General features: G+C 68.8%; 19 protein-coding genes and 1 tRNA gene. 9 read left to right on the forward strand and 11 right to left on the reverse strand.

Annotated features, from left to right (window positions below; translation table 11 throughout):
- Positions 1-34: 34 nt before the first annotated feature.
- Positions 35-1,675: a hypothetical protein gene (locus CAL29_RS28905; RefSeq protein WP_094856311.1), complete on the forward strand. Its 1,641-nt coding sequence runs from the start codon at positions 35-37 to the stop codon at positions 1,673-1,675.
- Positions 1,676-1,712: 37 nt separating this feature from the next.
- Here the strand turns inward: CAL29_RS28905 and CAL29_RS28910 are convergent, their stop codons facing one another.
- Positions 1,713-2,819: an AbrB family transcriptional regulator gene (locus CAL29_RS28910; RefSeq protein ID WP_094856312.1), complete on the reverse strand. Its 1,107-nt coding sequence runs from the start codon at positions 2,817-2,819 to the stop codon at positions 1,713-1,715.
- Positions 2,816-3,268, reverse strand: a complete 453-nt coding sequence (locus tag CAL29_RS28915) for a MarR family winged helix-turn-helix transcriptional regulator (RefSeq protein WP_094856313.1) — start codon at positions 3,266-3,268, stop codon at positions 2,816-2,818. The genes CAL29_RS28910 and CAL29_RS28915 overlap by 4 nt, the downstream gene beginning before the upstream one ends.
- A gap of 110 nt (positions 3,269-3,378) precedes the next feature.
- On the opposite strand from CAL29_RS28915, the gene gnd reads away from it, so the two are divergent.
- Positions 3,379-4,623, forward strand: a complete 1,245-nt coding sequence (gene gnd, locus CAL29_RS28920; protein WP_256977789.1) for a phosphogluconate dehydrogenase (NAD(+)-dependent, decarboxylating) — start codon at positions 3,379-3,381, stop codon at positions 4,621-4,623.
- A gap of 145 nt (positions 4,624-4,768) precedes the next feature.
- Positions 4,769-5,512: a 6-phosphogluconolactonase gene (gene pgl / locus CAL29_RS28925; RefSeq protein ID WP_094856315.1), complete on the forward strand. Its 744-nt coding sequence runs from the start codon at positions 4,769-4,771 to the stop codon at positions 5,510-5,512.
- Between the two features lie 24 nt (positions 5,513-5,536).
- Here pgl and CAL29_RS28930 read toward each other — a convergent pair whose 3' ends face one another.
- Positions 5,537-6,685 (reverse strand): FUSC family protein, encoded by a 1,149-nt coding sequence (locus CAL29_RS28930; protein ID WP_094856316.1) that lies wholly within the window; start codon positions 6,683-6,685, stop codon positions 5,537-5,539.
- A gap of 547 nt (positions 6,686-7,232) precedes the next feature.
- On the opposite strand from CAL29_RS28930, the gene CAL29_RS28935 reads away from it, so the two are divergent.
- From CAL29_RS28935 to trpC, 3 genes are read left to right on the forward strand one after another with little or no spacing between them, the layout of a single operon-like run.
- Positions 7,233-7,802: an anthranilate synthase component II gene (locus CAL29_RS28935; RefSeq protein WP_094856317.1), complete on the forward strand. Its 570-nt coding sequence runs from the start codon at positions 7,233-7,235 to the stop codon at positions 7,800-7,802.
- A 35-nt stretch (positions 7,803-7,837) separates the two neighbouring features.
- The gene (gene trpD, locus CAL29_RS28940; RefSeq protein ID WP_094856318.1) at positions 7,838-8,863 is read left to right on the forward strand and encodes an anthranilate phosphoribosyltransferase; all 1,026 of its coding nucleotides are present in this window, start codon (positions 7,838-7,840) and stop codon (positions 8,861-8,863) included.
- Positions 8,864-8,878: 15 nt separating this feature from the next.
- On the forward strand, positions 8,879-9,667 hold the full coding sequence (gene trpC, locus CAL29_RS28945) for an indole-3-glycerol phosphate synthase TrpC (protein WP_094856319.1): 789 nt from the start codon (positions 8,879-8,881) through the stop codon (positions 9,665-9,667).
- A gap of 16 nt (positions 9,668-9,683) precedes the next feature.
- On the opposite strand, the gene CAL29_RS28950 is transcribed toward trpC, so the two are convergent.
- Entirely contained in the window at positions 9,684-11,840 is a 2,157-nt protein-coding gene (locus tag CAL29_RS28950) for a sigma-54-dependent Fis family transcriptional regulator (protein ID WP_179284216.1), read from the reverse strand.
- 277 nt (positions 11,841-12,117) lie between these two features.
- Here CAL29_RS28950 and adh point away from each other — a divergent pair, with 277 nt between their 5' ends.
- A complete protein-coding gene (adh, locus tag CAL29_RS28955) occupies positions 12,118-13,647 on the forward strand; it encodes an aldehyde dehydrogenase (protein ID WP_094856321.1) in 1,530 nt (509 codons plus the stop codon).
- Between the two features lie 95 nt (positions 13,648-13,742).
- Positions 13,743-14,165: a DUF779 domain-containing protein gene (locus CAL29_RS28960; RefSeq protein WP_094856322.1), complete on the forward strand. Its 423-nt coding sequence runs from the start codon at positions 13,743-13,745 to the stop codon at positions 14,163-14,165.
- A 20-nt stretch (positions 14,166-14,185) separates the two neighbouring features.
- Here CAL29_RS28960 and CAL29_RS28965 read toward each other — a convergent pair.
- The 7 genes from CAL29_RS28965 to fdnG form a co-directional block, all read right to left on the reverse strand.
- Positions 14,186-14,281 (reverse strand) — tRNA-Sec (locus CAL29_RS28965).
- Positions 14,282-14,368: 87 nt separating this feature from the next.
- Complete coding sequence (gene selB / locus CAL29_RS28970; RefSeq protein WP_256977790.1) at positions 14,369-16,471, reverse strand: selenocysteine-specific translation elongation factor; 2,103 nt, start codon at positions 16,469-16,471, stop codon at positions 14,369-14,371.
- Positions 16,468-18,090, reverse strand: a complete 1,623-nt coding sequence (selA, locus tag CAL29_RS28975; RefSeq protein WP_094856323.1) for an L-seryl-tRNA(Sec) selenium transferase — start codon at positions 18,088-18,090, stop codon at positions 16,468-16,470. Before selA ends, selB begins: the two co-directional genes overlap by 4 nt.
- A gap of 3 nt (positions 18,091-18,093) precedes the next feature.
- Positions 18,094-19,074 (reverse strand): formate dehydrogenase accessory protein FdhE, encoded by a 981-nt coding sequence (gene fdhE, locus CAL29_RS28980; RefSeq protein ID WP_094856324.1) that lies wholly within the window; start codon positions 19,072-19,074, stop codon positions 18,094-18,096.
- 175 nt (positions 19,075-19,249) lie between these two features.
- Complete coding sequence (locus tag CAL29_RS28985; protein ID WP_094856325.1) at positions 19,250-19,966, reverse strand: formate dehydrogenase subunit gamma; 717 nt, start codon at positions 19,964-19,966, stop codon at positions 19,250-19,252.
- Positions 19,959-20,861, reverse strand: a complete 903-nt coding sequence (gene fdxH / locus CAL29_RS28990) for a formate dehydrogenase subunit beta (RefSeq protein ID WP_094856326.1) — start codon at positions 20,859-20,861, stop codon at positions 19,959-19,961. Before fdxH ends, CAL29_RS28985 begins: the two co-directional genes overlap by 8 nt.
- A 13-nt stretch (positions 20,862-20,874) precedes the next feature.
- Positions 20,875-23,943 carry a formate dehydrogenase-N subunit alpha gene (gene fdnG, locus CAL29_RS28995; protein ID WP_143277772.1) on the reverse strand — a complete coding sequence of 1,023 codons (3,069 nt, stop codon included), beginning with the start codon at positions 23,941-23,943 and terminating at the stop codon, positions 20,875-20,877.
- A gap of 399 nt (positions 23,944-24,342) precedes the next feature.
- Between fdnG and CAL29_RS29005 the strand changes: the two genes are divergently transcribed.
- On the forward strand, positions 24,343-24,852 hold the full coding sequence (locus CAL29_RS29005; RefSeq protein WP_094856329.1) for an acyl-CoA thioesterase: 510 nt from the start codon (positions 24,343-24,345) through the stop codon (positions 24,850-24,852).
- Positions 24,853-24,871 lie beyond the last annotated feature (19 nt).

The raw sequence follows: 24,871 nt of genomic DNA on the forward strand, positions 1-24,871 counted from the left end.
GGCCGGACTTCCAACCTGTTGAGAGGCCTCCGCCATGACTTTCCCGCCCCCGCTCGCCGGCTCCGGCCCGGCAGACGTTGTATTAGAGCCGGCGCAGATCCAGGCGCTGCGGCGTCTCGGCCCGCCCGTGCCGGCCATCACGGTCAGGAAGGGCACGCAAAGAGCCCTGTTCCGCTCGGTCGAATACTTTCTCATGATGGACACCGCGGAGGTCCGCGCCATCATGTCCGGGGCGCATCCTGAAAAGCGCGCCATGCGCCCCGGCACCGATCCGGCGCCTGCCGCCCAGGACAGCGCGGGGGATGACATGGGGGCGTCGCGTCTTGATTTTCCCCGGTTTGCCCGTCTTCCCGAGTCCGCGGACGCCGCTCCCGGCAGCCGCCGACCGTCGTCGGCGTCCCTGGCCTCGCTGGCGCTTGCGTCGGAGGATGCGTGGAACCTTGGGTCCGATATCTCGTCGGACGCCGGCTATGCCAGCAGTTCCAACGAAGAGGCGTGGGCGTCCCGGGATGACGTGTCCCTCCCTTCGAGCCGCAGCGCTTCCTTCCGCGGTGCATCTTTCCGTGGCGCCTCCCTCCACGACGTGTCTTTCCGTGACGCCCCCGTACCTGGCGATGCCCTTTCGGCCGCCGATACGGATCCGCCGCGGTTGGCGCATGCGCCGCCGCCCGTGCCCAACGCGCTGCTCGACCGCGACGGCGCTTCGTGCGACAAGGCAAACGAAGCCGCCCGGCTCATGGATCGATTGCCCGAGGAAATCCGCATGGCGCCGATACAGACGGCCTGGGCCAAGGCGCGCCGGCTGCGCCAGGACCTGACCCGGCTCGCCAGCCTGGACCAGCAGGCCGAGTACTACCGCAACGGCGGATTCATCGAGGAAGGGGGAAAGGCGAAAGGCTCGGGAGACGGCCCGCTGCGCAGCGTCGCAACACTTTGCCAGCTCCTGGAATACCCCTCCTACGCGGACATCCTCGCATCCTTTCCGGCATGGCCGCAGACCTCCGGCTTCCTGAAGTCCTGGGGCAACCAGGACGCGTACCAAGTCCAGGATGCCGCCACCGGCGACGCGGACGCATACACGCTGCTGCGCGCGGAATTCGTGGAACATCTGGCTTGCCTGGAACAGGTGCTCCTGCAAGTGAAGGAAAGAAAGCATCCTGCCTTGCGCTTGCCGCCGCTGGACGTGCCGCCCACGGCCGACGAACTTTCGCCATCTCGGCCGTATGGAAAGGCGCCGTCCGCGGCAGGACAGCGAGCGCGTGCGCCGAGGATGGTCAGGCTGTGGACCGGAATCCGGCAGCGTCTGCCGCAGATGCGGCGTCTGCCGGCCGCGATCATGGGGATCGTCCATCGCGCCAGGGAAAGAATCCGTGCCTGGTTCGGGCCCGCGCCAGGCGGCGATATCCTGTCGAAGGACATCGGTGCCCCCTTGATCCCGACGGAAGCCGCCGCCAGCCCATCTCCGGCGCGAAGACTCCGGCCAGCCTTCACATGGCCGGGCGCGACAGGAGCGACCGAAGCGACCGCTGAGCCCGGCGAATACCGGAGACTGTCCGAGGACAACTTCAGCGATATTGCTTTTATCGACGAAGACGAGACGGATGGCGCGCCACCCGCTATCCCTGCCGCGCGCACTGGCATGGCGGCACGCGACGCGAACGCCCTCTCGCGATAGCCACGGAGCCCGACGCGCGGCCTGTCGACACGGCCTGCTACAGGCCCTCGGCCGGCCGGCCGCGCGTGACGCGGGCGGCGATGAAGCGGGCGATGGCGGGCCCCGTCATCACCACCAGCACGAAGCGCAGCGTCTGCATCGCCAGCACGAAGGACATGTCCACGTCGTGGCTGGTGGCCGCGATGATGGCGACCGAGTCGGCGCCGCCGGGGCTGGTGGCCAGGTAAGCGGTCAGGGGATCGATGCCGGCCCAGTCCACCAGGGCCACGGCGAACAAACCGCAGATGCCGATCAACAGGAAAGTCGACACCAGCACCTTGGGCAGCGCCCGCCACGCCACCGCCAGGATGGGACGGGTGAAGCGCAGCCCGATATTCCAGCCGACGACGGCGTACGCCAGGGCGAGCAGCCAGGGGGGCAGTTCCAGCGTCACCCCTTCCACCAGGTGCAGGACGATGCCGATCGCCATGGGCAGCAGCAGCGCGCCGGCCGGGATGCGCAGCACGCGCCCCAGCCAGGCTCCGCCCAGCGCCAGCAACAGCGTGCCCAGCAAGGACCAGGGCGACACCGGCGGAAACCAGTCCATCGCCACGGGCGGCGGCGCTTCCGGCGCGCCGCTCTCCACGAAGACGTGCGCCACCAGGGACGCGACCACGGCCACGCACACCACGCGCAGGTATTGCATGAACGCCACCAGCCGCGTATCGGCGCCGTAGGATTCCGCCATCAGGGTCATCGCGGCGGCGGCGCCGGGGGACGCGCCCCACACCGCGGTGGTGCCCGGAAACACGCGCAGGCGCGCCAGCAGCCACCCCAGGCCATTGGCCGCGACGGTCACGGCGGCCACGCCGCCGAAGAACAAGGGCCACTTGTCGCCCACCGTGCCCACGACCGAAGGCGGGATGCCGCGCGCGATCATGCAACCGATCAGGCCCTGCGCCGCGATGAACAAGGAACCGGACAGATGCACCTGCATGCCGGCCATCATCGCCAGCACGGCGGCCAGCATGGGGCCCAGCATCAGGCCGGCCGGCAGGCCCGCATGATGCAGCAGCGCGGCCAGCAAGGCGGACACGGCGGCGAGCAGGCCCCAGGCGCGCAGGCGGGGCGGGACGATGCGAGGCAGGGACAGGGCTCTGTTCATGCCTGCGCCAGCCTTTCCAGCAATTGCACGGCCTGCGCCAGCGTCTTGCGCTCGGCCGGGTCCAGGCGCGCATGGATGGCGCCGGACAGCCAGTCCTCGCGCACCGCCCGGTGCGTCTTGAACCAGGCCTGGCCCTTGGGCGTCAGCGACCACAGGGTCTGGCGGCCATCGTGCGGGTCGGCGACGCCTTCCGCGTAGCCGCCTTCGTGCAGGGCGGCCACCAGGGCGCCCATCGTCTGCGGCTTCACCCCTTCGGCGCGCGCCAGCGTGCTCACCGTGGCGCGGGCCAGCCGTTCCAGTTGCGCCACCACGCTGATCTGCGGCCACGTCAGGGCCGCCGCCGGCGCCTCCTCGCGCAAGCGCCGGCGCAAACGGCTCATGGAGGCGCGCAGGTCGGCCGCGATGCGCAGCGTTTCCTGGGTGCCCGAACGGGCGCGCGGGGTGGTCATGGAGATGCCTGGACGGATGGACGTCCTCGGGAAAGGACGCCCGGAAAGCCGAAACACGCCGCGGGATGACGAGAGACGCCGCCGCGCGGCCTGGGTCGGGAAGGGAATATATGAAGTTTACCTTCAAAGGTTGCCTGTATAAAAGCGATAAATGCATATCCGCGAAGGTAGAACCGCCGGCGCCCGCCCGGCAGCCGCCGGACCGCCCGGGAACCGCCTCGTTATCTCCCGCCTGCTCGCGGGCGTGGCGGCGAAACGGCAATCGCGGCACGACAGCTAGGCGTCAGATCCGCCGGCGCGATAAAGTAGCGGGGGTCGGGCCGGGCGGCCGGCCAGCGTCGCCGCCCTCATGGGCCCCTGCCTTGGAAGGAAAGAACATGCACATAGGATTGATCGGCCTGGGCCGGATGGGCGCCAACATCGCCCGCCGCCTGCTGCGCGGCGGCCATGCCGTGACCGGATACGACCGCGCCGAGGCGGCGGTCGGCGCCCTGCGCGCCGATGGCGGCGGCGGCGCGGCCAGCGTCGCCGAACTGGTGCAGGCCCTGCCCGCGCCGCGCGCGGTATGGGTCATGCTGCCCGCCGGCGCCATCACGGAAGCCACCATCGACGAGCTGGCGGGGCTGATGCAGCCCGGCGACGTCATCATCGACGGCGGCAACACCATGTACAAGGACGACATGCGGCGCGCCCGGGCCCTCGCCGGCCGCGGCATCGAGTATGTCGACGTCGGCACGTCCGGCGGCGTGTGGGGCCTGGAGCGCGGCTACTGCATGATGATAGGCGGCGAGAAAAAGGTGGTCGACCACCTCGACCCCATCTTCGCCTGCCTGGCGCCCGGCCTGGGCGACATCCCGCGCACGCCCGGCCGCGAAGGCAGCGACCCGCGCGCCGAACAGGGCTACATCCATGCCGGCCCCGCGGGCGCCGGCCATTTCGTCAAGATGGTGCACAACGGCATCGAATACGGCCTGATGCAGGCCTACGCGGAAGGCTTCGACCTGCTGCGTTCCAAGGGTTCGGACGCCCTGCCCGAGGACCAGCGCCTGCCGATCAACGTCGCCGACGTCGCCGAGGTGTGGCGCCGGGGCAGCGTGGTGTCGTCCTGGCTGCTCGACCTGACGGCCATCGCGCTGGCGCGCGACGCCGAACTGAGCACCTTCTCCGGCGAAGTGGCCGACAGCGGCGAAGGCCGCTGGACCATCGACGCGGCGGTCGAGCAGGCGGTGCCGGTGCCTGTCCTGGCCGGCGCCCTGTTCGCGCGTTTCCGTTCACGCCAGGAACATACGTATGCGGACAAGATCCTGTCCGCCATGCGCTTCGGCTTCGGCGGCCACGTCGAGAAAAAGGACTAAGCTCAACGACTCCCGGGCATGCCGTATGCATGTCCCGCGCGCCGGTTGCCGCGTGAAGCCCGACGGCCGGCGCGCCTGGATGGAACCGCCCCCCTGGCCCCAACCCTCGGGACCTCTCCACGAGGTCCTCAACCTGGAGCAAGCCATGACCGGATCTTCCCGTACTCCCGCCGCCAGCGGCACCTTGCATGTCTACGCCACGCCCGCCGAATTGATCGAAGGCGCCGCCAAGTGGCTGGTGGAACACATCGAGGCCAGCGAGGACCGCTACGCCCTGGCCCTGTCCGGCGGGTCCACGCCCAAGCCGCTGTATGAAAGACTGGCCCGTCCCGACCTGGCCCGCCGCATCGACTGGAAGCGGGTCCACCTGTTCTGGGGCGACGAACGCTTCGTGCCGCACGATCACCCGGACAGCAACTACCGCATGGCGAAGCTGGCGCTGATCGACCACGTGCCCATCCCGCCCGCCAACGTGCATGCCGTGCCCACCGACGGCACGCCCGAATCGGCCGCGCAACGTTATGCGCAGACGTTGCGCGATTTCTACGGCGCCGACCGGCTGGATCCCAACCGCCCGCTGTTCGACCTCAACCTGCTGGGCATCGGCGACGACGGCCACACCGCCTCCCTGTTTCCCGGCGCGCCGCAGTTGCTGGAGGAAAAGGAATGGGTGGCGGCAGTGGTCGGCCAGAAGCCCGAACCGCGCATCACGCTGACCTATCCCGTGCTGGACAGCGCCGACACGGTGGCCTTCCTGGCCCAGGGCGCGGCCAAGCGCGAGCCGGTCGCGCGGGCGCGCCGCCACGATCCCAACACGCCGGCCGGCCTGGTCGCGCCGCGCGGCGACCTGCTCTGGTTCCTCGACAAGGCGGCGGCGCCGGCGCAATAAGGCCAGGACCGGGCAAAGCCGGGCTCACGCGTCGCGCGACCCGAGCAGCGCCCGCAAGGCGTCCTCCAGTTGCTGGGCGTTGTCCCGCACCAGGGCCCACTCGGGCGCCGGCATGGACGCGTCCGCGGCGGCGGATTGTGGCCGCGGGCCCATATGAGCGCGCCGGGCCGCCCCAAGCGCGAATCCTCCCTCGGGGAGGCGGTCGCGCAGCGACAGGAGGGCAGTCCAGCGGGCGCGCGGGTCGTCGTCATTGAGCACGACCACCGCGGACTCCTTGGCCAGCGCCATGCAACTGTCGGACAGCCATTGGCAATACGCCGTCACCGCGGCGGGCGGCGCCGTATTCGTATGCGAGATGGCGCGGCTCAGGCTTTCGGCCAGCAGGAGCGCCACGGCATAGGCGCGCACCGCATGGCGATCGTAACGGCGCGCGACGAAGGCGATGCGTCCGGCATTGAGCCGTCCCCGCAGCGACCAGCGCTTGCTGACCTGCGCCTCCGCCACGGCGGCGCGCAAGGCGGCCAGGGATTCCTGCGCCTGCTGCAGGCGGCCCAGCGCCGCCTCGGCGGCATCGCCGCTGCGCGCCTCGCAGGCCTTGAGCGACCGGTCCAGGCCATTGCCGATCTGCAGCAGGAAGTCGGAGGCGGCGCGCCCTATGTCCTTGAAGGGGTTGGACGTGAACAGCACCTGGCTGAACAGCAGCCCGACCGCGGCGCCCAGCAGGACGTCGAGCAGGCGCGTGCCGCCCGCCGTGCTTGGCCCCATGGCCAGCACCAGCGCCACCGACACGCCGGCCTGGATAGGCACCACCGGCGTCGGGCCGATGACGGCGCCCGCCAGGATGGCGAAGAACATGCCGACGCTCATGCGGACCAGCGGGTAGGTGTCCGGCAATTGCCACATCAGCTCGCCCATCACGATGCCGAGCGCGCAGCCGATCACCAGGTTGCGCGCCTGCTTGAGGTGGCTGGGCACGCCCGGCGCCAGGCACACCACGGCGCTGACCAGGGCAAAGGTGGGGTGCTGGTGGCCCCACAGCCGCACCGCCAGGAGCCACGCCACCGCGCAAGCCAGCGCGGTCGCCAGCGCATCGCGCGCGGCCAGCCGGGCCCGTGAAGGAAACGTGGTGGTGATCTGGCGCCAGGCCAAGCGTAGACGAACGAGCCAGTGCAACAATAGACTCCCGAAAGACGGCGCTCATCGTTATCGGCCTGGTCCGTGCCGGGCCAGGCCGCTAGACTTATATCACGGCGCGCAACGCCGTTCCCGCACGGTCCGCTGGCGTCCATTCCCAAGGTTCATGGTAGAATCACCGCCAAGAGAGAAACCTCAAGGGGCTGGCTGTATCCGGCCTCTTCGACTCACAGGATTTTCCGGTCTGCCATGACCCGTACCGCTTCGACCTGCATTGCTCAATGGTGGCGCTTCCAATAGGAAGCGGCACGTCGTTGCGGACATTCCCGCACCTTGCCGCCGTAACGGCTAGCAAGGTATAGCGCTCTCCGGCACGGCGGCTCCAACACCCAAGGAGACGCTCGATGCCCTCAGATCCTTCCCGCCATAGTCTGCTGCCTCGCACGAAGCCGGCGCTGCGGTCGCGCGCGCCCAGGGCTTCCACATTCCGGGCTTCCATCCCCTGAAATCCCGTGCAGACGCGTATGGCGCTGTGTATAACGACGACGGATTCCTGAAGTTTTATCTTCCAGATCAAGGATTTGCAATGTCTAAACTCCTGATGCTCGACAACTACGACTCCTTCACCTACAACCTCGTGCAGTACTTCGGCGAATTGGGCGAGGACGTCAAGGTGGCTCGCAACGACCAGATCACCCTGGAAGAAATCCACGCCATGAAGCCGGACCGCATCTGCGTCTCGCCCGGCCCCTGCTCGCCCAACGAGGCCGGCATCTCGGTGGCGCTGATCAAGGAATTCGCGGGCAAGCTGCCCATCCTGGGCGTGTGCCTGGGCCACCAGGCCATCGGCACCGCCTTCGGCGGCGACATCGTGCGCGCGCCGCAGATCATGCACGGCAAGACGGTGCGTATTACGCATACGGGTACGGACATATTCACGGGCCTGCCCTCGCCCTACACGGTGATCCGCTACAACTCGCTGACCATCGATCCCGCCACGCTGCCGGACTGCCTGCAGGTGACCGCCACGGCCGAGGACGGCGACATCATGGGCGTTCGTCATAAAACGCTGCCGATTTACGGAGTACAGTTCCATCCGGAATCGGTATTGAGCGAGCATGGCCACGCGCTCATGCGCAACTTCCTGAACCTGTGACGACAAGCCGCGAACAAGCCGCAAAGGCGTAGACCATGACCATTTCCCCCACCGAAGCGCTGACCCGTTGCATCGAGCATCGTGAAATCTTTCACGACGAAATGCTGCACCTGATGCGTCTATTGATGCGCGGCGAGATGTCGCCGCAGATCGCCAGCGCGCTGCTGATGGGCCTGCGCGTCAAGAAGGAAACGGTAGGCGAAATCACCGCCGCCGCCCAGGTCATGCGCGAATTCGCGACCCCGGTGGAAACGCCCTATCCGGAACAACTGCTGGATATGTGCGGAACCGGCGGCGACGGCAGCCACACGTTCAACATCTCGACCACGGCCATGTTCGTGGCCGCGGCGGCCGGCGTGAAGATCGCCAAGCACGGCAATCGCAGCGCGTCGTCGTCCTCCGGCAGCGCCGACGTCCTGGAAGCCCTGGGCGCCAACCTGCAATTGACGCCCGCGCAGGTGGCCGAGTGCATCGAGGCCACGGGCATCGGCTTCATGTTCGCGCCGGCCCATCATGGCGCCATGAAGAACGTGGCGGCGGTGCGCAAGGAACTGGGCGTGCGAACCATTTTCAATATCCTCGGTCCATTGACCAACCCCGCCTCGGCGGCCAACCAGTTGATGGGCGTGTTCCATCCGGACCTGGTCGGCATCCAGGTGCGCGTGCTGGAGCGGCTGGGTTCGCGCCACGTGCTGGTGGTGCATGGCAAGGACGGAATGGACGAGGCTTCGCTGGGCGCCGCCACCATGATCGGCGAGCTGAAGGACGGCGTCATCAGCGAGTATGAAATCCATCCGGAAGACTACGGGCTATCCATGATGTCCAATCGCGGCATCAAGGTGTCCAATCGGGAGGAATCGCGCGCGCTGATCGTCGAGGCCTTGTCCGGCAAGGCCGGGCCCGCGCGCGACATCGTCGCATTGAATGCCGGTCTGGCGATTTACGCGGGGAATGGCGCGCCTTCCATCGACGCGGGCTTGAAGCTCGCTTTTGAAACCATTGCTAACGGCGCTGCCCGGGACAAGTTGGAACAATTCTGCGCCTACACCCGGAAGTTCTGAACGGGAACATTTGAGATGAACGACATTCTTGCGAAGATCCTCGCCGTCAAGGCCGAGGAAGTCGCCACCGCGCGCCAGATGCGCAGCGAAGCGGAGTTGCTGCGCGAAGCGCAGGCCCGCCAGGACGTGCGCGGTTTCGCGCAAGCCATCGAAGACAAGATCGCCGCCGGCAAGCCCGGCGTCATCGCCGAGATCAAGAAGGCCTCGCCCTCGCGCGGCGTATTGCGCGAAAACTTCAACCCCGCCGAGATCGCCGCGTCGTATGCGGTGCACGGGGCCGCCTGCCTGTCGGTGTTGACCGACGTGCAGTTCTTCCAGGGTTCGCACGATCATCTGCGCCAGGCCCGCGCGTCCTGCCCGCTGCCGGTGCTGCGCAAGGACTTCGTCATCGATCCCTACCAGATCATCAAGGCGCGCGCGCTGGGCGCGGACTGCGTGCTGCTCATCGCGGCGGCGCTGACGCCCGCCCAGCTCAAGGAAATGGAAGCCTGCGCGATGGAACTGGGCATGGACGTGCTGGTGGAAGTGCACGACGCGCAGGAACTGGAAGTGGCGCTGGACATGCGCACGCCGCTGCTGGGCATCAACAACCGCAATCTGCGCACCTTCGAGACCTCGCTGCGCAACACGCTCGACCTGCTGCCGCGCATTCCCGCCGGCCGCCGCGTCGTCACGGAAAGCGGCATCCTCAAGCCCGAGGACGTCCAGTTGATGCGCTCGAAGGGCGTGGACGCCTTCCTGGTCGGCGAAGCCTTCATGCGCGCGCCGGACCCGGGCGCGGAACTGGCGCGGCTGATCGCCTGACGCCTGGCGGACGCCCTCAGGCCACGCCGTTCTTGACGCGGCGGTACAAGGTGCTGCGATGCACGCCCAGGCGGCGCGCGGCTTGGCTGACGTTGCCGCCGCAGGCCTGCAACGCCGCGCGGATGGCGGCGTCGGTTTGGCCTTGCAGGGTGCCGGCCGCCGCATCGCGGTCCAGGACCGGCAAGGCGCCGCGGATATCGGCCGACAACATATCGACCCGCACGTCCTCGTCGCCGGCCAGCACGCGCAGCGTCCGCAGGGTCGTCGACAACTGGCGGAAATTGCCCGGCCATGCGTAGTCGGCCAGCAGGCGCATCACGTCGGCGGGCAGGCGCGGGCCGGCGTCGGGGGCATTGCCGGACGCGCGCCACAGCGCGCGCACGATGGCGGCGCGGTCGGCATGCTCGCGCAGGGCCGGCAGGCGCACCGTGTATTCGGCGATGCGGAAATACAGATCGCTGCGGACCGGGCCGCTCACGGCCAAGGCCGGCGCCGCGCGCGCGGTGGAAATGCCGCCCGCGCCCGCCATGGCGCCCATCCCCGCCGCGCCGGCCGCACCGATGCCGTCGCCATGGCCCGCGCCGATGTCCAGCGCCTGGTGCGTGGCGCAGATCAGCGCGAAATCCACAGGCACCGCCCGGCCGCCGCCCAGCGGCGTGACTTCGCGCGCCTGCAGCACACGCAGCAGCCGCGCCTGCAAGGGCAAGGGCATGTCGCCGATCTCGTCCAGGAACAGGACCCCGCCGTGGGCCTGGCGCAGCAGGCCCTTGCTGCCCTGGCGGCGCGCGCCGGTGAAGGCGCCGTCCTCATAGCCGAACAATTCCGATTCGATCAGGGTTTCCGGCAGCGCGGCGCAATTGACCGCCACGAAAGGACCGCCGGCGCGCGCGCTGCGCTGATGCATCTGGCGCGCGAAGACCTCCTTGCCCACGCCCGTCTCGCCTTGCAGCAGCACCGCCACGCCCGCATCCAGCAGGCGCACCGTACGCGCCAGTTCGCCCAGGGTGGCGGGATCGAACCAATAGGATGGGGACGGAGCGGCCCTGCCACGCGCGACGGCGCGCGCGTCGTCGCCGTCTTGCGCATCGCGATTCCGTGCGCGGCGATCTTGCGGCAGGCCGTCCGGCGCGGGGCGATCCTGCGCGGGATGCGCGGGTTCGCGGGTGACCGGCGCCGCGGGAGGAACCGGGGGCACGGGCGGATCGGTCCGCACCGGACTGACGGGGGTGACGCCGCCGATGCCGATCAGGCTCGCCTCGCGCGCCGGGCCGGCCGGGCCATGGCCGGGCCAGCGCACCTGCGCGTGCAGCATCCGCCCGTCCTGGCGGTGCAGGCGCCCGTCGGCGGCGGCCTGGCCGGGCGTTCCCGCGAAAAGGTCGTCGTAGCGGAACACGCCCAGGCCGGCGCGGTCGATGCCGAGCAGGGCCAGCGCGTGGCGATTGGCCGCCGCCAGCACGTCGCCGTCGAAAGCCAGCAAGGCCGCGGTGTCGCGCGCCAGGCCGTCGGGCCGCTCGTGCAGGCATAACAGCATGCAAGACCCCGCCAGGTCCTCGAACAGCGCGCGCTCCACCCTGTCGATCGCCGCGCGCAGGCTGTCGCCCGCGCCGGCCCAGCGGCCGTCGGCATGGCAGGTCAGGTCCAGCAGGCCCAGGGTGCGGCCGGCGGGGTCCAGGATGGGCATGGCGGCGCAGGTGAGCACCCGGTTGGGCTCGAAATAATGCTCGGCGCCCTGCACGGCGATGGCGCGGCGTTCGACCAGCGCCGTCCCGATGGCGTTGGTGCCGGCCGCCGATTCGCTCCAGCAGGCGCCGGGCGCCAGCGCCAGCAGGCTGGCGCAGTCGAGAAAGTCGAGGCTGCCGCCGCTGTCCAGGACCAGGCCGGCGGCGTCAGTGAGCACCACCAGTCCGCCGGCGTCCCGCGCCCGCCGCTTCATCTCCGCCATGACCGGCCCGCACAGCCGGCGCAAGGCCGCGTGGCGGTCCAGTTCCTGGCGCAGCTCGGCCTGGGTCAGCAGTTCCGGCGGGCGGGCGCCGCGCATGTCCTGCCCGGACTCGGCGCAGCGGCGCCATGAGCGCAGGATGGGTTCGGCCAGCACGTGTTCCGGGACGACACCCTTCTGCCGGAACAGCCGGCGCGCGGCACTGAGCGCGGCCTGGTGGGACGGGATGGACATGATGGTCTCCGGTAGGCGTTCTGCGACACCTGTCGCCGTCCGCTGTCGCAAAACGCGACAGGGCGGTCCGGCGCGCGCCAGCGGCCGGCGATTATCGCGTACTTTCGCACGCGCCCCCGCCCTTGTCCACGCGCGTAACGTTCCTATACGTTCGTTCCCATACGTTCCGCGGCCGGGCCGGGACCGCCGCGCCGGATTGGCATGCATATTGCAAGAAGGAGAAGCAGGCCCGTCGCAGGGCTGCCCCCCAACCCGGGGCCATTCGAAAGGAGACACCATGGACACCGCTACCCGCGTCGCGCCGGATGCCTACGGCACGCCCGTCAATTTCAAGAAACAGTACGACAACTTCATCGGCGGCGGCTGGCAGGCGCCCGTCGAGGGACAGTATTTCGACAATGTGACGCCGATCACCGGCCAGGTGCTGTCGCGCAATGCGCGCTCCACCGCGCGCGACATCGAGCTGGCGCTGGATGCGGCGCACAAGGCCGCGCCCGCCTGGGGCAAGACCTCGGTGGCCGAGCGGGCCCGCATGCTGTCCCGCATCGCCGACATCATCGAGGCCAACCTGGAACTGCTGGCCACGGCGGAGACGTGGGACAACGGCAAGCCGATACGCGAAGCGCGCGCCGCCGACATCCCCCTGGCCGTCGACCACTTCCGCTACTACGCGGCGGCCATCCGCGCGCAGGAAGGCGGGCTCTCGGAAATCGACGCAGATACCGTGGCCTACCACTTCAAGGAGCCGCTGGGCGTGGTCGGCCAGATCATTCCCTGGAACTTCCCCATCCTGATGGCGGCCTGGAAGCTGGCCCCGGCGCTGGCCGCCGGCAATTGCGTGGTGATCAAGCCGGCCGAGCAGACGCCCACCGGCATCATGGTGCTGGCCGAGCTCATTGCCGACGTGCTGCCGCCGGGGGTGCTCAACATCGTCACCGGCTTCGGCCTGGAAGCGGGCAAGCCGCTGGCGTCCAACAAGCGCATCGCCAAGATCGCGTTCACCGGCGAGACCACCACCGGCCGCCTGATCATGCAGTACGCCGCGCAGAACCTCATCCCCGTGACGCTGGAGCTGGGCGGCAAGTCGCCCAACATCTTCTTCGCCGACGTGGCCGCGCAGGATGACGATTTCTTCGACAAGGCCATCGAGGGTTTCGTGATGTTCGCGCTGAACCAGGGCGAGGTCTGCACCTGCCCCAGCCGCGCGCTGATCCAGGAATCCATCTACGACCGTTTCATGGAGCGCGCGCTCAAGCGCGTGGCCGCGATCAAGCAGGGCAACCCGCTGGACGCCGACACCATGATAGGCGCGCAGGCCTCCAGCGAGCAGTTGGAGAAGATCTTGTCCTACCTGGATATCGGCAAGCAGGAAGGCGCCAAGGTGCTGGCCGGCGGCGCGCGCGCGCAACTGCCGGGCGAGTTGAAGGACGGCTATTACGTGCAGCCCACGGTGTTCGAGGGCAAGAACAATATGCGCGTGTTCCAGGAGGAAATCTTCGGGCCGGTGGTGGCGGTGACCTCCTTCAAGGACGCCGACGACGCGCTGGCCATCGCCAACGACACGCTGTACGGCCTGGGCGCGGGGGTCTGGTCGCGCGACGGCAATACCGCCTATCGCATGGGACGCGCGATCCAGGCGGGCCGCGTGTGGACCAACTGCTATCACGCCTATCCGGCGCACGCGGCGTTCGGCGGGTACAAGCAGTCGGGCATCGGGCGCGAAAACCACAAGATGATGCTGGACCATTATCAGCAGACCAAGAACCTGCTGGTCAGCTACAGCCCGAAGAAACTGGGCTTCTTCTGAAGCTTTTCTGAAGCGGGACGCAACGGGAGCGAGGCGGGGCCGGACGGTGCGAAGCCGCCCGGCCCCGCCTTGCGACAACATCGGAGCAAGGCATCATGTCCCAGGCAGATCTTGAACAACGCGGCGCGCCCGGCGGGCAGGCCGCTCGCACGGCGGCGCGCGAGGACGGCGATGGCGGCAAGGTCACGGCCACGCCCGCCGCGCTGGCATTCATCGCGGAGCTGACGGCCGAATACGGGCCCATCATGTTCCACCAGTCCGGCGGCTGTTGCGACGGCTCGTCGCCCATGTGCTATCCGCAGGGCGAATTCCTGCTGGCCGACCACGACGTGCTGCTCGGTGAAATCGGCGGCGCGCCCTTCTATATCGGCGGCGCGCAATACGAAGCGTGGAAGCACACCGATCTGATCATCGACGTCGTCCCTGGACGCGGCGGCATGTTCTCGCTGGACAACGGCCGGGAAAAACGCTTCCTCACCCGCTCGTCCATCTGCGCCGTGCCGCCCGCGAAGACGTAGGCGGCGGACGATTCGTTCAATGGCGGAAGGCAGCAGGAGTCGAACCTACCTGGGAACGGCTGACGCCCCCAACCGGGTTTGAAGCCCGGCCGCGCCACCGGGCACGGATGCCTTCCCCGGCGGCAAGCGCCAGAACCTGTCTGGCACATGCCGGCGAAAAGGGATGAAAGGGAAACATGGGATGCGTGGCGCACAGCCGCGCATCAGATTTCCCATTGAGTGTCGGCACGCAGCAGATGCGTGTCGCGCACGCGGCGAGTGTATCCGACGCGGTCGAAGAACTCCAGGATCTGGATCGCGCGCTTGCGGCCCAGGCCCGTGGCGTCGCGGAAGGCCGCCGCCTCGACGCCCTGCGATACGCGATTCGGCGACGCGGCCTCGGCCCGCGCCGCCAGCCGCGCCACCAGCGCCGCCAGTTCGCGCACGCGATCGCGGTGATAGAAGAGATCCTTGACCACCTGGCTGGCCTCGCCGCGCCGCATCAGCTTGCGCAGCAAGGTCCGCACGCGTTCTTCGGACTGGTTGTGGCGGCGCGCCAGGTCGCGCACCCAGGGCGGATCGTAGGCGCCCGCCGCGAGGTCGGGCAGCAGCCGCGCCGCCAGCGCCTCGTCTTCCTCGCTCAGCGTCGCGCTATGCCCGGGCAGATGCAGCCAGGGACCATTGCGCTGGAGATCGCCGTCGCGCAGCAGGTCATCGACCAGCGCGCGCAGCAGCGCATCGTCCAGCGTGGGCCAGGCCATGCGGCGCAGGCGGCTGATGTCCGCGCCCGGCTCGTCGGGAAGGTCGTCGTGGAACTTGCGCAAAGCGCCGAGCGCCGCATCGCGCAAGGCATCGCGATGCCGGCGCAGGATGACGATATCGCCGATGCGCAACGCATCCGCGGGCAAGCCGGACGGCGCGGGTTTTGCGGCGGCATCTTGCGCGGTCGGCGTCGACGGCGCCAGGCCTTCGATCGGCCGGCCGGCGAGGCGTTGCAGGTCGGCGATGCGGATGCCCAGCGGGGCTTCGGCCAGGAGGGGAGCGAGGCCGCCATCCGCCAGCAGGGAAGCGACGGCGTCCAGCCAGGCGAGGCGCGCGGGCGCGCGGCGCTTTCGGTCGGGCGCCTGCGGGTCGAGCACGACGCCGCCGCCTATGGTGCGCGTGGCCTGGGCATTGCGCGCGATGAAGCGGTCGCCCGCGCTGGCGCACACGGGCCTGTCGAAGACCAGTTGCACGCGGCCGCCGGCGCCGGGCGCCACGGTATCCGCGGTCAGGGGCACGACGTGCGCCAGGCGCCGGGCGGCGCCCCAATGGATGTGCAGCGGCGTCCAGGCCTTGACGGTGGTGCCGGCGTCGGCCAGCAGGCGCAGGTCGACGTCGATGCGGGTGGACGGCGCCATCGCGCGGGCATCGGCGATCCAGTCGCCGCGCTCGATGGCGCGGGTGTCGATGCCGGCCAGGTTCAGGGCGCAACGCTGGCCCGCCACGCCCACGCTGGCGGCGCGGTTCTGCGCATGCAGGCTGCGCACGCGCACGGGCGTGCCGGCGGGCGCCAGCACCAGCGCCGCCGCGTCCTCGCCGCCCGCGTAGCCGTCTGGACGTTTGCCATCGTCCGTAGAACGGCCGTCCTGCCGCTGGCTGTCCTGCTGTGAGCCGTCCTGCCGCGGGCCGTCTTCCGCCTTCGCCGTCTTGCCCGGCGCCGCCACTTCCAGGCGTCCGCCGAAGACGGTCCCCGTGACCACGGTGCCGTGGCCCGGCAGCGTGAACACGCGATCCACTGCCAGGCGGAAGAAGCCGTCCTCGCGCCGCGCGGGCAAGGCGGCGGCGCAGGCGAACAGGTGGTCGCGCAGTGCCGCCACGCCTTCCCCGTCGGCCCCCGCCTGGGCATTGACGGGAAATACCGGCGCGTCGGCCAGGGGGGAGCCGGCCAGCAGCGCGCGCGCCTGCATCCCGACTTCCGCCACCCGCGCCGCGTCGACGCGATCGATCTTGGTAATCGCCACCGCGCCGCGGGTCACGCCCACCAGATCCAGGATGGCGAGGTGTTCGCGCGTCTGCGGCATGACGCCGTCGTCCGCGGCAATGACCAGCAGGCCGAAATCGATGCCGCTGGCGCCGGCCACCATGGTGTGGACCAGCTTTTCGTGGCCGGGCACGTCGATGAAGCCCAGCACCTGCCCGTCCGGCGCGGGCAGGTAGGCATAGCCCAATTCGATGGAAATGCCGCGCGCCTTCTCTTCCTTCAGGCGATCGGTGTCGACGCCGGTGAGCGCGCGCACCAGCGTGGATTTTCCATGGTCGATATGACCGGCGGTGCCGACGATCACGGCTGGCGCGCCTTTCCGGACGCGTCCGGACGGTCCGCCGCGGCGGGCGTGGCGGACGTGGCGGACGTGGCGGGCGCGGGCGGCGAGGAAGACGACGGCCCGTCCCGCAGCGAGGACGACGACCCGCCGTTCGGTGCGGTTGCGAGGGAGGACGCAGGGGAAGCCGCGGCGGGCCGCGCCGGATGCAGTCCCGCCATCAGTTGCGGCAACTGCGCCGTGAAGGCCGCTTCGTCGTCCGCCTCCAGGCAGCGCAAGTCCAGCCACAGCGCGTTATCGGCGATGCGCCCGATGACCGGGCGCGGCAGGCCGCGCAAGGCTTCCTCCAGCCGGCCCAGGGCGCGGCCCGCGCGCGCCTTGCCGGCGGCGCGCACGGCCAGGCCGCAACTGGGCAACTGGTCCACCGGCAGCGCGCCGCTGCCGATCTGGCTGAACATCGGCGCCACGCTCGCTTCGTAGGCATCGCCCATGGCCGCCTGCAAGAGCGGCGCCAGGCGCATGGCCTGGGCCTGCATCTCGGCCTGCGGCCGTGTCAGCAGCCGCAGCGTGGTCAGGCGCTGGGGCAGCAGCTCCGGCGCGCGGTACAGCGCCAGCACCGGCTCCAGGGCCGCCAGCGTCAGCTTGCCCACGCGCAGCGCCCGCTTCAGGGGATTCTTCTTGATCTTGCGGATGAGGTCGGCGCGGCCGACGATGAGGCCCGCCTGCGGGCCGCCCAGCAACTTGTCGCCGCTGAAGGTGACCAGGTCGGCGCCGGCGGCGATGGTCTCGCGCACGGTGTCCTCGCGCGGCAGGCCCCACTGGGTCAGGTCGACCAGGGTGCCGCTGCCCAGGTCCACCGCCGCCGGCAAGCCCTTGGCATGCGCGATGCGGGCCACCTCGGCGATGCCCACGCTGTGGGTGAAGCCGGAGATGGCATAGTTGCTGCAATGCACCTTCATCAGCATGGCGGTGCGCGGGCCGATGGCGTTCTCGTAGTCGGCGGCGTGGGTGCGGTTCGTGGTACCGATTTCGACCAGGCGCGCGCCTGCCCGCTTCATGATGTCCGGCACGCGGAAGGCGCCGCCGATTTCCACCAGCTCGCCGCGCGACACCACGACTTCCTTGCGTTCGCCCAGCGCGTTGAGCATCAGCAGCACGGCGGCCGCGTTGTTGTTGACCACGGTGGCCGCCTCGGCGCCCGTCAGCTCGCGCAACAGGTCCACGATGAGATCGTCGCGATCGCCACGGCCGCCGCTGGCCAGGTCGAATTCCAGGTTGGCGGGCGCGGTCAGCGCCCGCGCCACGGCCTGCACCGCCACTTCCGGCAACAGGGCGCGGCCCAGGTTGGTGTGCAGGACGGTGCCGGTCAGGTTGAAGACCGCTCGCAGGCGCGGCGCGTTCAAGGCCGCGAGCCGCGCGCCGACGGTGTCCGCCAGCCGCGCGGGATCCAATTCGGCGGCGGCAGCGCCAGCCGCAGCGCCGCCGTCCGTCCCCGCCGCCAGCACCGCCGGCCGCAGTTCATCCAGCCGCGTCCGCAACGCCGCCAGGGTGGCACCGCGCCCGTACTGGGCGGCTAGCGCCGCCAGCGCGGGCGCGGCGAGCAGGCGATCGACGGAGGGAATACGAAGCACGCCGTCCGCCATGGCCTACTCCCGCGCCGCCGCCGCCGCCGCAGCCTCCTCATCCCCGTCTCCTTGCCAGAGAAAGGGATTGCCGCTGGCGCGCTGGTAGCCCGCCTCGCCCACCAGCACGTCCAGGCCCAGCGTGGCCAGGTCGTCGGCGACGGGATCGACGTTCAGGTCCTTGTCCTGCGAGAAGATCTTGCGATAGCTGTGGCAGCTTTCGCAGGTCTCGGCGCGGGCGGCCTCCTTCTCCGGGGCGCGCCCCTCCGCCTCGATGCCCCGGTAGGCGATGTCCTTGGTCTCCCCGCAGGTGGTGCACTTCACCCGCACCACGTGCCATTGCGTCGCGCACAGTGCGCAGCACAGGTAGCGGTAGCCGTCATGCTGGCCGCCCACGCGCACCACGCTGGCGACCGGCAGCGACCCGCAGACGGGGCACAGGCCGTAGGGGCTGACCACCGGCAACTGCGCGGCATCGAAGCGGCAGGCCTGGTCGGTGGCGTACACCTGCAACGCGGCCATCAGGAAAGGCGCCGTCGCCACGTCTATCTGCCCGCTGCCCTCGCCCACCAGGGCGGCGGCCGCGCGGTCCAGCCCTTCGGGGTCGTCCCGCACGGACAGGCGCAGGTCGGCGCAGATGGCGCGCGCGGGCGCGGGCACGCCCGGCGCGGCGTCCAGATGGTCCAGCAACTGCAACAGGATGCCGCGCCAGGCCGGATCGTTCGGGATCTCGGCCGCCGCCACCGGCGCCATGCCGTGCGCCTGGGCCAGCGCGATGCGCTGCGCGTCCACCGCCGGCGTCTCGCAGTCCGCCAGGGCGGCGTGCTGGGCATCGGCCAGCGCGGCGATCAGCCGCAGGTAGTCGCCGATGGCGCTGTCCTGCGCCAGTTGGCGCAGGCGCGCGGCGCGCAGGCGAAAGACCTCGGCGCGCACCGGCGCGATGAGCCGCGGAATATTGTTATGGTCGAGGGACTCGATCTCGCCCCGCGGCAGAATACGTTGCACTGCGTGCTCCTGAAATGAAATCCCGCGCCCTACGCGCCGGTGCGCGCCCCATCGAGGACGCGGCGCCTGGATGACATCGACGCGGTTTCATGCGTCGGCGCGGCGCGCAACGCCAAGGATAACCGGCATGAAAAAGCGGCGGACGCGGGCGCATCCGCCGCCCGCCAGGATCCGACTACTTGCGCGCGCGGCCGGCAACGGCATCGCGGAACCAGGCGCGATGATGCTTCCACGCCCAGCCCCAGGTGACCCTGCCGCGCACCATGGCGCCTATCGATCCCTTCACCCACAGCGCCGCATAGATATGCACGATGATCGCGCAGATTATGCCGAAACCGCAAACCGCGTGCAGCACGGCGGCGGCGCGGATGACGCCGATGGGGAAATAGAAGCTGAAATACTGCCGCCAGATCACGATGCCGCTGGCCAGCAGGCCCAGCATGCAGAGGATCAGCACGTAGAACAGCACTTTCTGGCCGGCGTTGTACTTGCCCACCTCGGGCAGCCGGTCCTCGCGGTTGTTCAGCACGTCGCCGATCTGCTTCAGCCACTGCACGTCGCGCGCCTGCATCAGGTTGTGGCGCCACATGCGCAGCGCCAGCAACACGAAGCAGACGAACATCACCACGCCGACGAAGGGGTGCAGGATACGCACCCACGGGCCGCCGCCCAGCACGCCCGCCAGCCAGAACATGGACGGATGGAACAACGCCAGGCCGGAGGCGGCCAGCAGGATGAAGGTGATGGCGACGATCCAGTGGTTGGTGCGCTCGCCGGCGGTATAGCGCTGGATCCAGCGCGGCCGGCCGTGCCCGGCGCCGGCCCCGTCCGCCGTCTCGCCGTGCAGCAGGGGATCGCGAGGCAGGGCCGCGCGGTTCGGGTTCTCAGCCATGGCGCACCTCCTCTTCGGCCTTGCGCTCGTCTTCTTCCTCGGTTTCGTTGGGACCGACACGCACGTAGTGGAAGAAACCCGCCAGCGCGGTCAGCGCCATGGCCGCCACGCCCAGGGGCTTGGAAATGCCCTTCCAGAACGACACCATCGGGCTGATGCGCGGATTCTCCGGCAAGCCGTGATACAGCGCCGGCTTGTCGGCATGGTGCAGCACGTACATGACGTGCGTGCCGCCCACGCCCTCGGGATCGTACAGGCCGGCCTTGTCGAAACCGCGCGACTTCAGGTCCTCGATGCGCTCTTCCGCATGGTGCTTCATGTCCTCCTTGGTGCCGAACACAATGGCGCCGGTGGGACAGGTCTTGGCGCAGGCGGGCTCCTGGCCGACCGCAACGCGGTCGGAACACAGGGTGCACTTGTACGCCTTGTGGTCCTTCTTCGAGATCCGCGGCACGTTGAACGGGCAGCCCGTCACGCAGTAGCCGCAGCCGATGCAGTTTTCCTCGTGGAAATCGACGATGCCGTTGGTGTACTGGACGATCGCGCCCGGCGAGGGGCAGGCCTTCAGGCAGCCCGGATCCTCGCAGTGCATGCAGCCGTCCTTGCGGATCAGCCACTCCAGGTTGCCCGAGTCGGGATTCTCGTACTCCGAGAAGCGCATCACCGTCCACGAATGCTCGGTCAGGTCGGCCGGGTTGTCGTAGACGCCGACGTTGGTGCCGATGTCGTCGCGCAAGTCGTTCCACTCCATGCACGCGGTCTGGCAGGCCTTGCAGCCGATGCACTTGGAGACATCGATCAGCTTGGCCACGGAGCCGGTGGACGGCTCGCGGACCTGCGGCATGGGCGTGGTGGTGGCGGAGCGCCGTTTGATATCTAGGGATTGCATGGACATATCGGTTCTCCCCTCAGGCCTTTTCCACGTTCACCAGGAAGGACTTGAATTCCGGCGTCTGCGAATTGCCGTCGCCCACGAAAGGCGTCAGCGTGTTCGCCAGATAGCCGGGCTTGGCCAGCCCCACGAAGCCCCAGTGAATGGGAATACCGACGTGATGCACCGTCTTTCCTTCGACCGTCAGCGGCTTGATGCGCTTGGTGACCAGGGCCACCGCCTTGATGTAGCCGCGGTTGGAGGACACCTTGACCGTGCTGCCGTTGGCCACGCCCAGTTCCTGCGCCAGGGCCTCGCCGATCTCGACGAACTGCTGCGGCTGCACGATGGCGTTCAGGCGCACGTTCTTCGTCCAGTAGTGGAAGTGCTCGGTCAGGCGATAGGTGGTCGCCGCATACGGGAAGCGGTCGGCCTTGCCCATCTGCGCCAGGTCGTCCTTGAAGATCCGCGCCGCCGGGTTGTTGGTGACCTCCGGCCGCTTGGGATTGAGCGGATTGAAGCCGAGCGGCGTCTCGAAGGGTTCGTAGTGCTCGGGGAAAGGCCCTTCCGCCATGCCGGCGCGCGCGAAGAAGCGCGCCACCCCTTCGGGGTTCATGATGAAGGGTCCCATGCCGCCGGCCGGATCCTCGTCGAGCTTGAAGTCGGGCACGTCGGCGCCGCCCCAGGCCTTGCCGTTCCAACTGATCAGCTTGCGGTCGGGGTTGAAGGGCTTGCCCGTCACGTCGCAGGACGCGCGGTTGTACAACACGCGGCGGTTGGCCGGCCACGCCCAGGCCCAGTTCAGGGTCTGGCCGATGCCGGTCGGGTCGCTGTTGTCGCGGCGCGCCATCAGGTTACCGGCCGGCGACCAGGCGCCGGCGAAGATCCAGCAGCCGCTGGAGGTGGTGCCGTCGTCGCGCAGCTCGGCGAAGCCGGCCACTTGCTCGCCGCCCTTGCGGGTGATCTTGGACGGATCCTTGGGATCGGCCAGGTCGACCAGGGCCTTGCCGGAGTACTCCTTGGCCAGTTCCTCGGCCGTGGGGCTGAGGGGGTTGGAGTACGGCCAGTCCAGGTTGACGATGGGATCCGGGTAGGCGCCGCCCTCGTCGCGGTACAGCTTGCGCAGGCGCGTGAACAGGGCCGACATGATCTCGATGTCGCTGCGCGCCTCGCCCGGCGGCTCGGCGCCCTTCCAGTGCCATTGCAGCCAGCGGCCCGAGTTGACCAGCGCGCCGTCTTCCTCGGCGAAGCAGGTCGTCGGCAGGCGGAACACCTCGGTCTTGATGGAGGCGGAATCGACGTTGTTGAAATCGCCCGCGTTGCGCCAGAACTCCGAGGTCTCGGTGTTCAGCGGGTCCATGACGACCAGGAACTTCAGCTTGGCCAGGGCCCCGTTCAACTTGTTCTTGTTGGGCGCGGCCGCCAGCGGATTGAAGCCCTGCGCGATATAGCCGTTGACCTTGCCTTCGTTCATCAGCTCGAAGACCTGCAGCATGTCGTACATGCGGTCCAGCTTGGGCAGGTAGTCGTAGGCCCAGTTGTTTTCCGCCGTGGCCGCCTTGCCCCACCAGGCCTTCATCAGGCTGACGTGGAACTTCTTGTAGTTCTGCCAGTAGCTTAGCTGGTTGGGACGCAGCGGCTTGGAGGCGCGCGCGGCGATGTACTTGTCGAAGTCCTGCTCCGGCTCGTTGGGCAGCGTCATGTAGCCCGGCAGGAGATTGGTCATCAGGCCCAGGTCGGTCAGCCCCTGGATGTTGGAGTGACCGCGCAAGGCGTTCATGCCGCCGCCGGCGATGCCGATATTGCCCAGCAGCAACTGGACCATGGCGCCGGTGCGGATGATCTGCGAACCGATGGAGTGCTGCGTCCAGCCCAGGGCATACAGGATGGTCGCCGCGCGCCCGGCCGTGGCCGTGCTGGCGAGCATCTCGCAGACCTTGAGGAACTTGTCCCTGGGCGTGCCGCAGGCGCGCTCCACCATCTCCGCCGTGTAGCGGGAGTAGTGCTTCTTCAGCAGTTGGTAGACGCAGCGCGGATCCTGCAGCGTGGGGTCGGTCTTGACGTATCCGTCCTCGCCCTTCTCGTAGTCCCACGACGTCTTGTCATAGCTGCGCTTCTCCGCGTTGTAGCCGGAATACAGGCCGGCATCGAAGGCGAAGTCGTCGCGCACGAGATAGGGGAAGTCCGTGTAGTTGCGGACGTACTCGTGATGGATCTTGTCGTTGGTCAGGAGATAGTTGATCACCCCGCCCAGGAAAACGATGTCGCTGCCGGTCCGTATGGGCGCGTAGAAGTCCGCCACCGACGCCGAGCGCGTGAAGCGTGGATCCACGACGATGAGCCTGGCCTTGTTGTGGGCCTTGGCTTCGGTGACCCATTTGAACCCGCAAGGGTGGGCCTCGGCGGCATTGCCGCCCATGATCAGTACTACGTCCGCGTTCTTGATGTCGACCCAATGGTTCGTCATCGCTCCACGGCCAAACGTCGGGGCAAGACCTGCCACCGTCGGGCCATGTCAGACACGAGCCTGGTTGTCGAACCCCAGCATGCCGGTGCTGCGTATCACCTTGTGCGTGATGTAGCCGACCTCGTTGCTGGACGCCGAGGCGGCCAGCATGCCGGTGGTCAGCCAGCGGTTCACGGTCTTGCCGTCGGCGGTCTTGGCGACGAAGTTGGCGTCGCGGTCCTGCTTGAGCAGCCGCGAGATGCGGGTCAGGGCGTCGTCCCAGGAAATGCGCTGCCACTTGTCGGAGCCCGGCGCGCGGTATTCCGGGTACTTGAGGCGGTTGGGGCTGTGGACGAAATCGACCAGGCTGGCGCCCTTGGGACAGAGCGTGCCGCGGTTGACGGGGTGGTCCGGGTCGCCTTCGATGTGAACGATGCTGGCGGCGGCGTTCTTGGCGCCGTCTCCCAGGCCGTACATGAGAATGCCACAGGCGACCGAGCAGTACGGACAGGTGTTGCGGGTTTCGGTCATCCGGGCGAGCTTGTAGGCGCGGACCTCAGCGAGCGCCGGCGTGGGGGAAACCCCCAGCACGGCAAGGCTGGATCCCGCCAGGGTCGCCCCGGTCACCTTGAAAAATTGGCGCCGGTTCATGTTAACCATGGAACGTTACTCCTTGGACGTTTGACGCTGGCCGGCCGCGCGGAGGATTGCCCCGGCGTGCCGGACGGAACGATCGATTCGTTCCGAGTGGTCATACTTCTATAAGTATAGGAGGGATTTGTGAGCCTTACCTCAAGTTGAAGCAGGAAGACCGCCGGATACGAGCGGATCGATTCTCAATACGGTGATTCGCGCGAACGGCGGCCGACGACGGGCCGCGGCGCGGCAAGTTGTTAAGATGCGCGCATGCGCGCGTGCCTGCGGCGGCGCAGCAGAAATGCCCCCACGCCGCGCGGCTGCGCCGCTTGCTGCCCCCCGAGGGGGCTTTATTTGCCTTGGGAATGGCCCGGCGGCAAAAAATGCCCCTCCCTTCAAACTTCTCTTTTCCGGCCACGCACCATGGACGAAGCCTTCAGCCATCAGTTGTCGATGACCATCCTCATGACGCCCGACATGGCCAATTTCTCGGGCAATGTGCACGGCGGCCATATCCTCAAGTACCTGGACCAGGTGGCGTACGCCTGCGCCAGCCGCTATGCCGGCCAGTACGTGGTGACGCTGTCCGTCGACCAGGTCGTGTTCCGCGAACCCATCCACGTGGGCGAACTGGTGACCTTCCTGGCGTCGGTCAACTACACCGGGCGCACCTCGATGGAGATCGGCATCAAGGTGGTGACCGAGGACATCCGCCAGAAGCTGGTGCGGCATACGAATAGCTGTTATTTCACGATGGTCGCGATGGACGAGCTGGGCAATCCCACGCCCGTGCCGCCGCTGGAACTGCGCACCGACGAGGAAAGAAAGCGCTACGAAGCGGCCGCGCTACGCCGCGCCCTCCGGCAGGAAATGGAAAAACGCCACGAAGCCATCAAGCAGGACGTAGCGCAGAACGGCGGCAACGCCGACTGAAGGGCGCGGCGGCGGGTCC

The sequence above is a fragment of the Bordetella genomosp. 10 genome (genome assembly GCF_002261225.1).
GTDB lineage: Bacteria > Pseudomonadota > Gammaproteobacteria > Burkholderiales > Burkholderiaceae_B > Bordetella_C.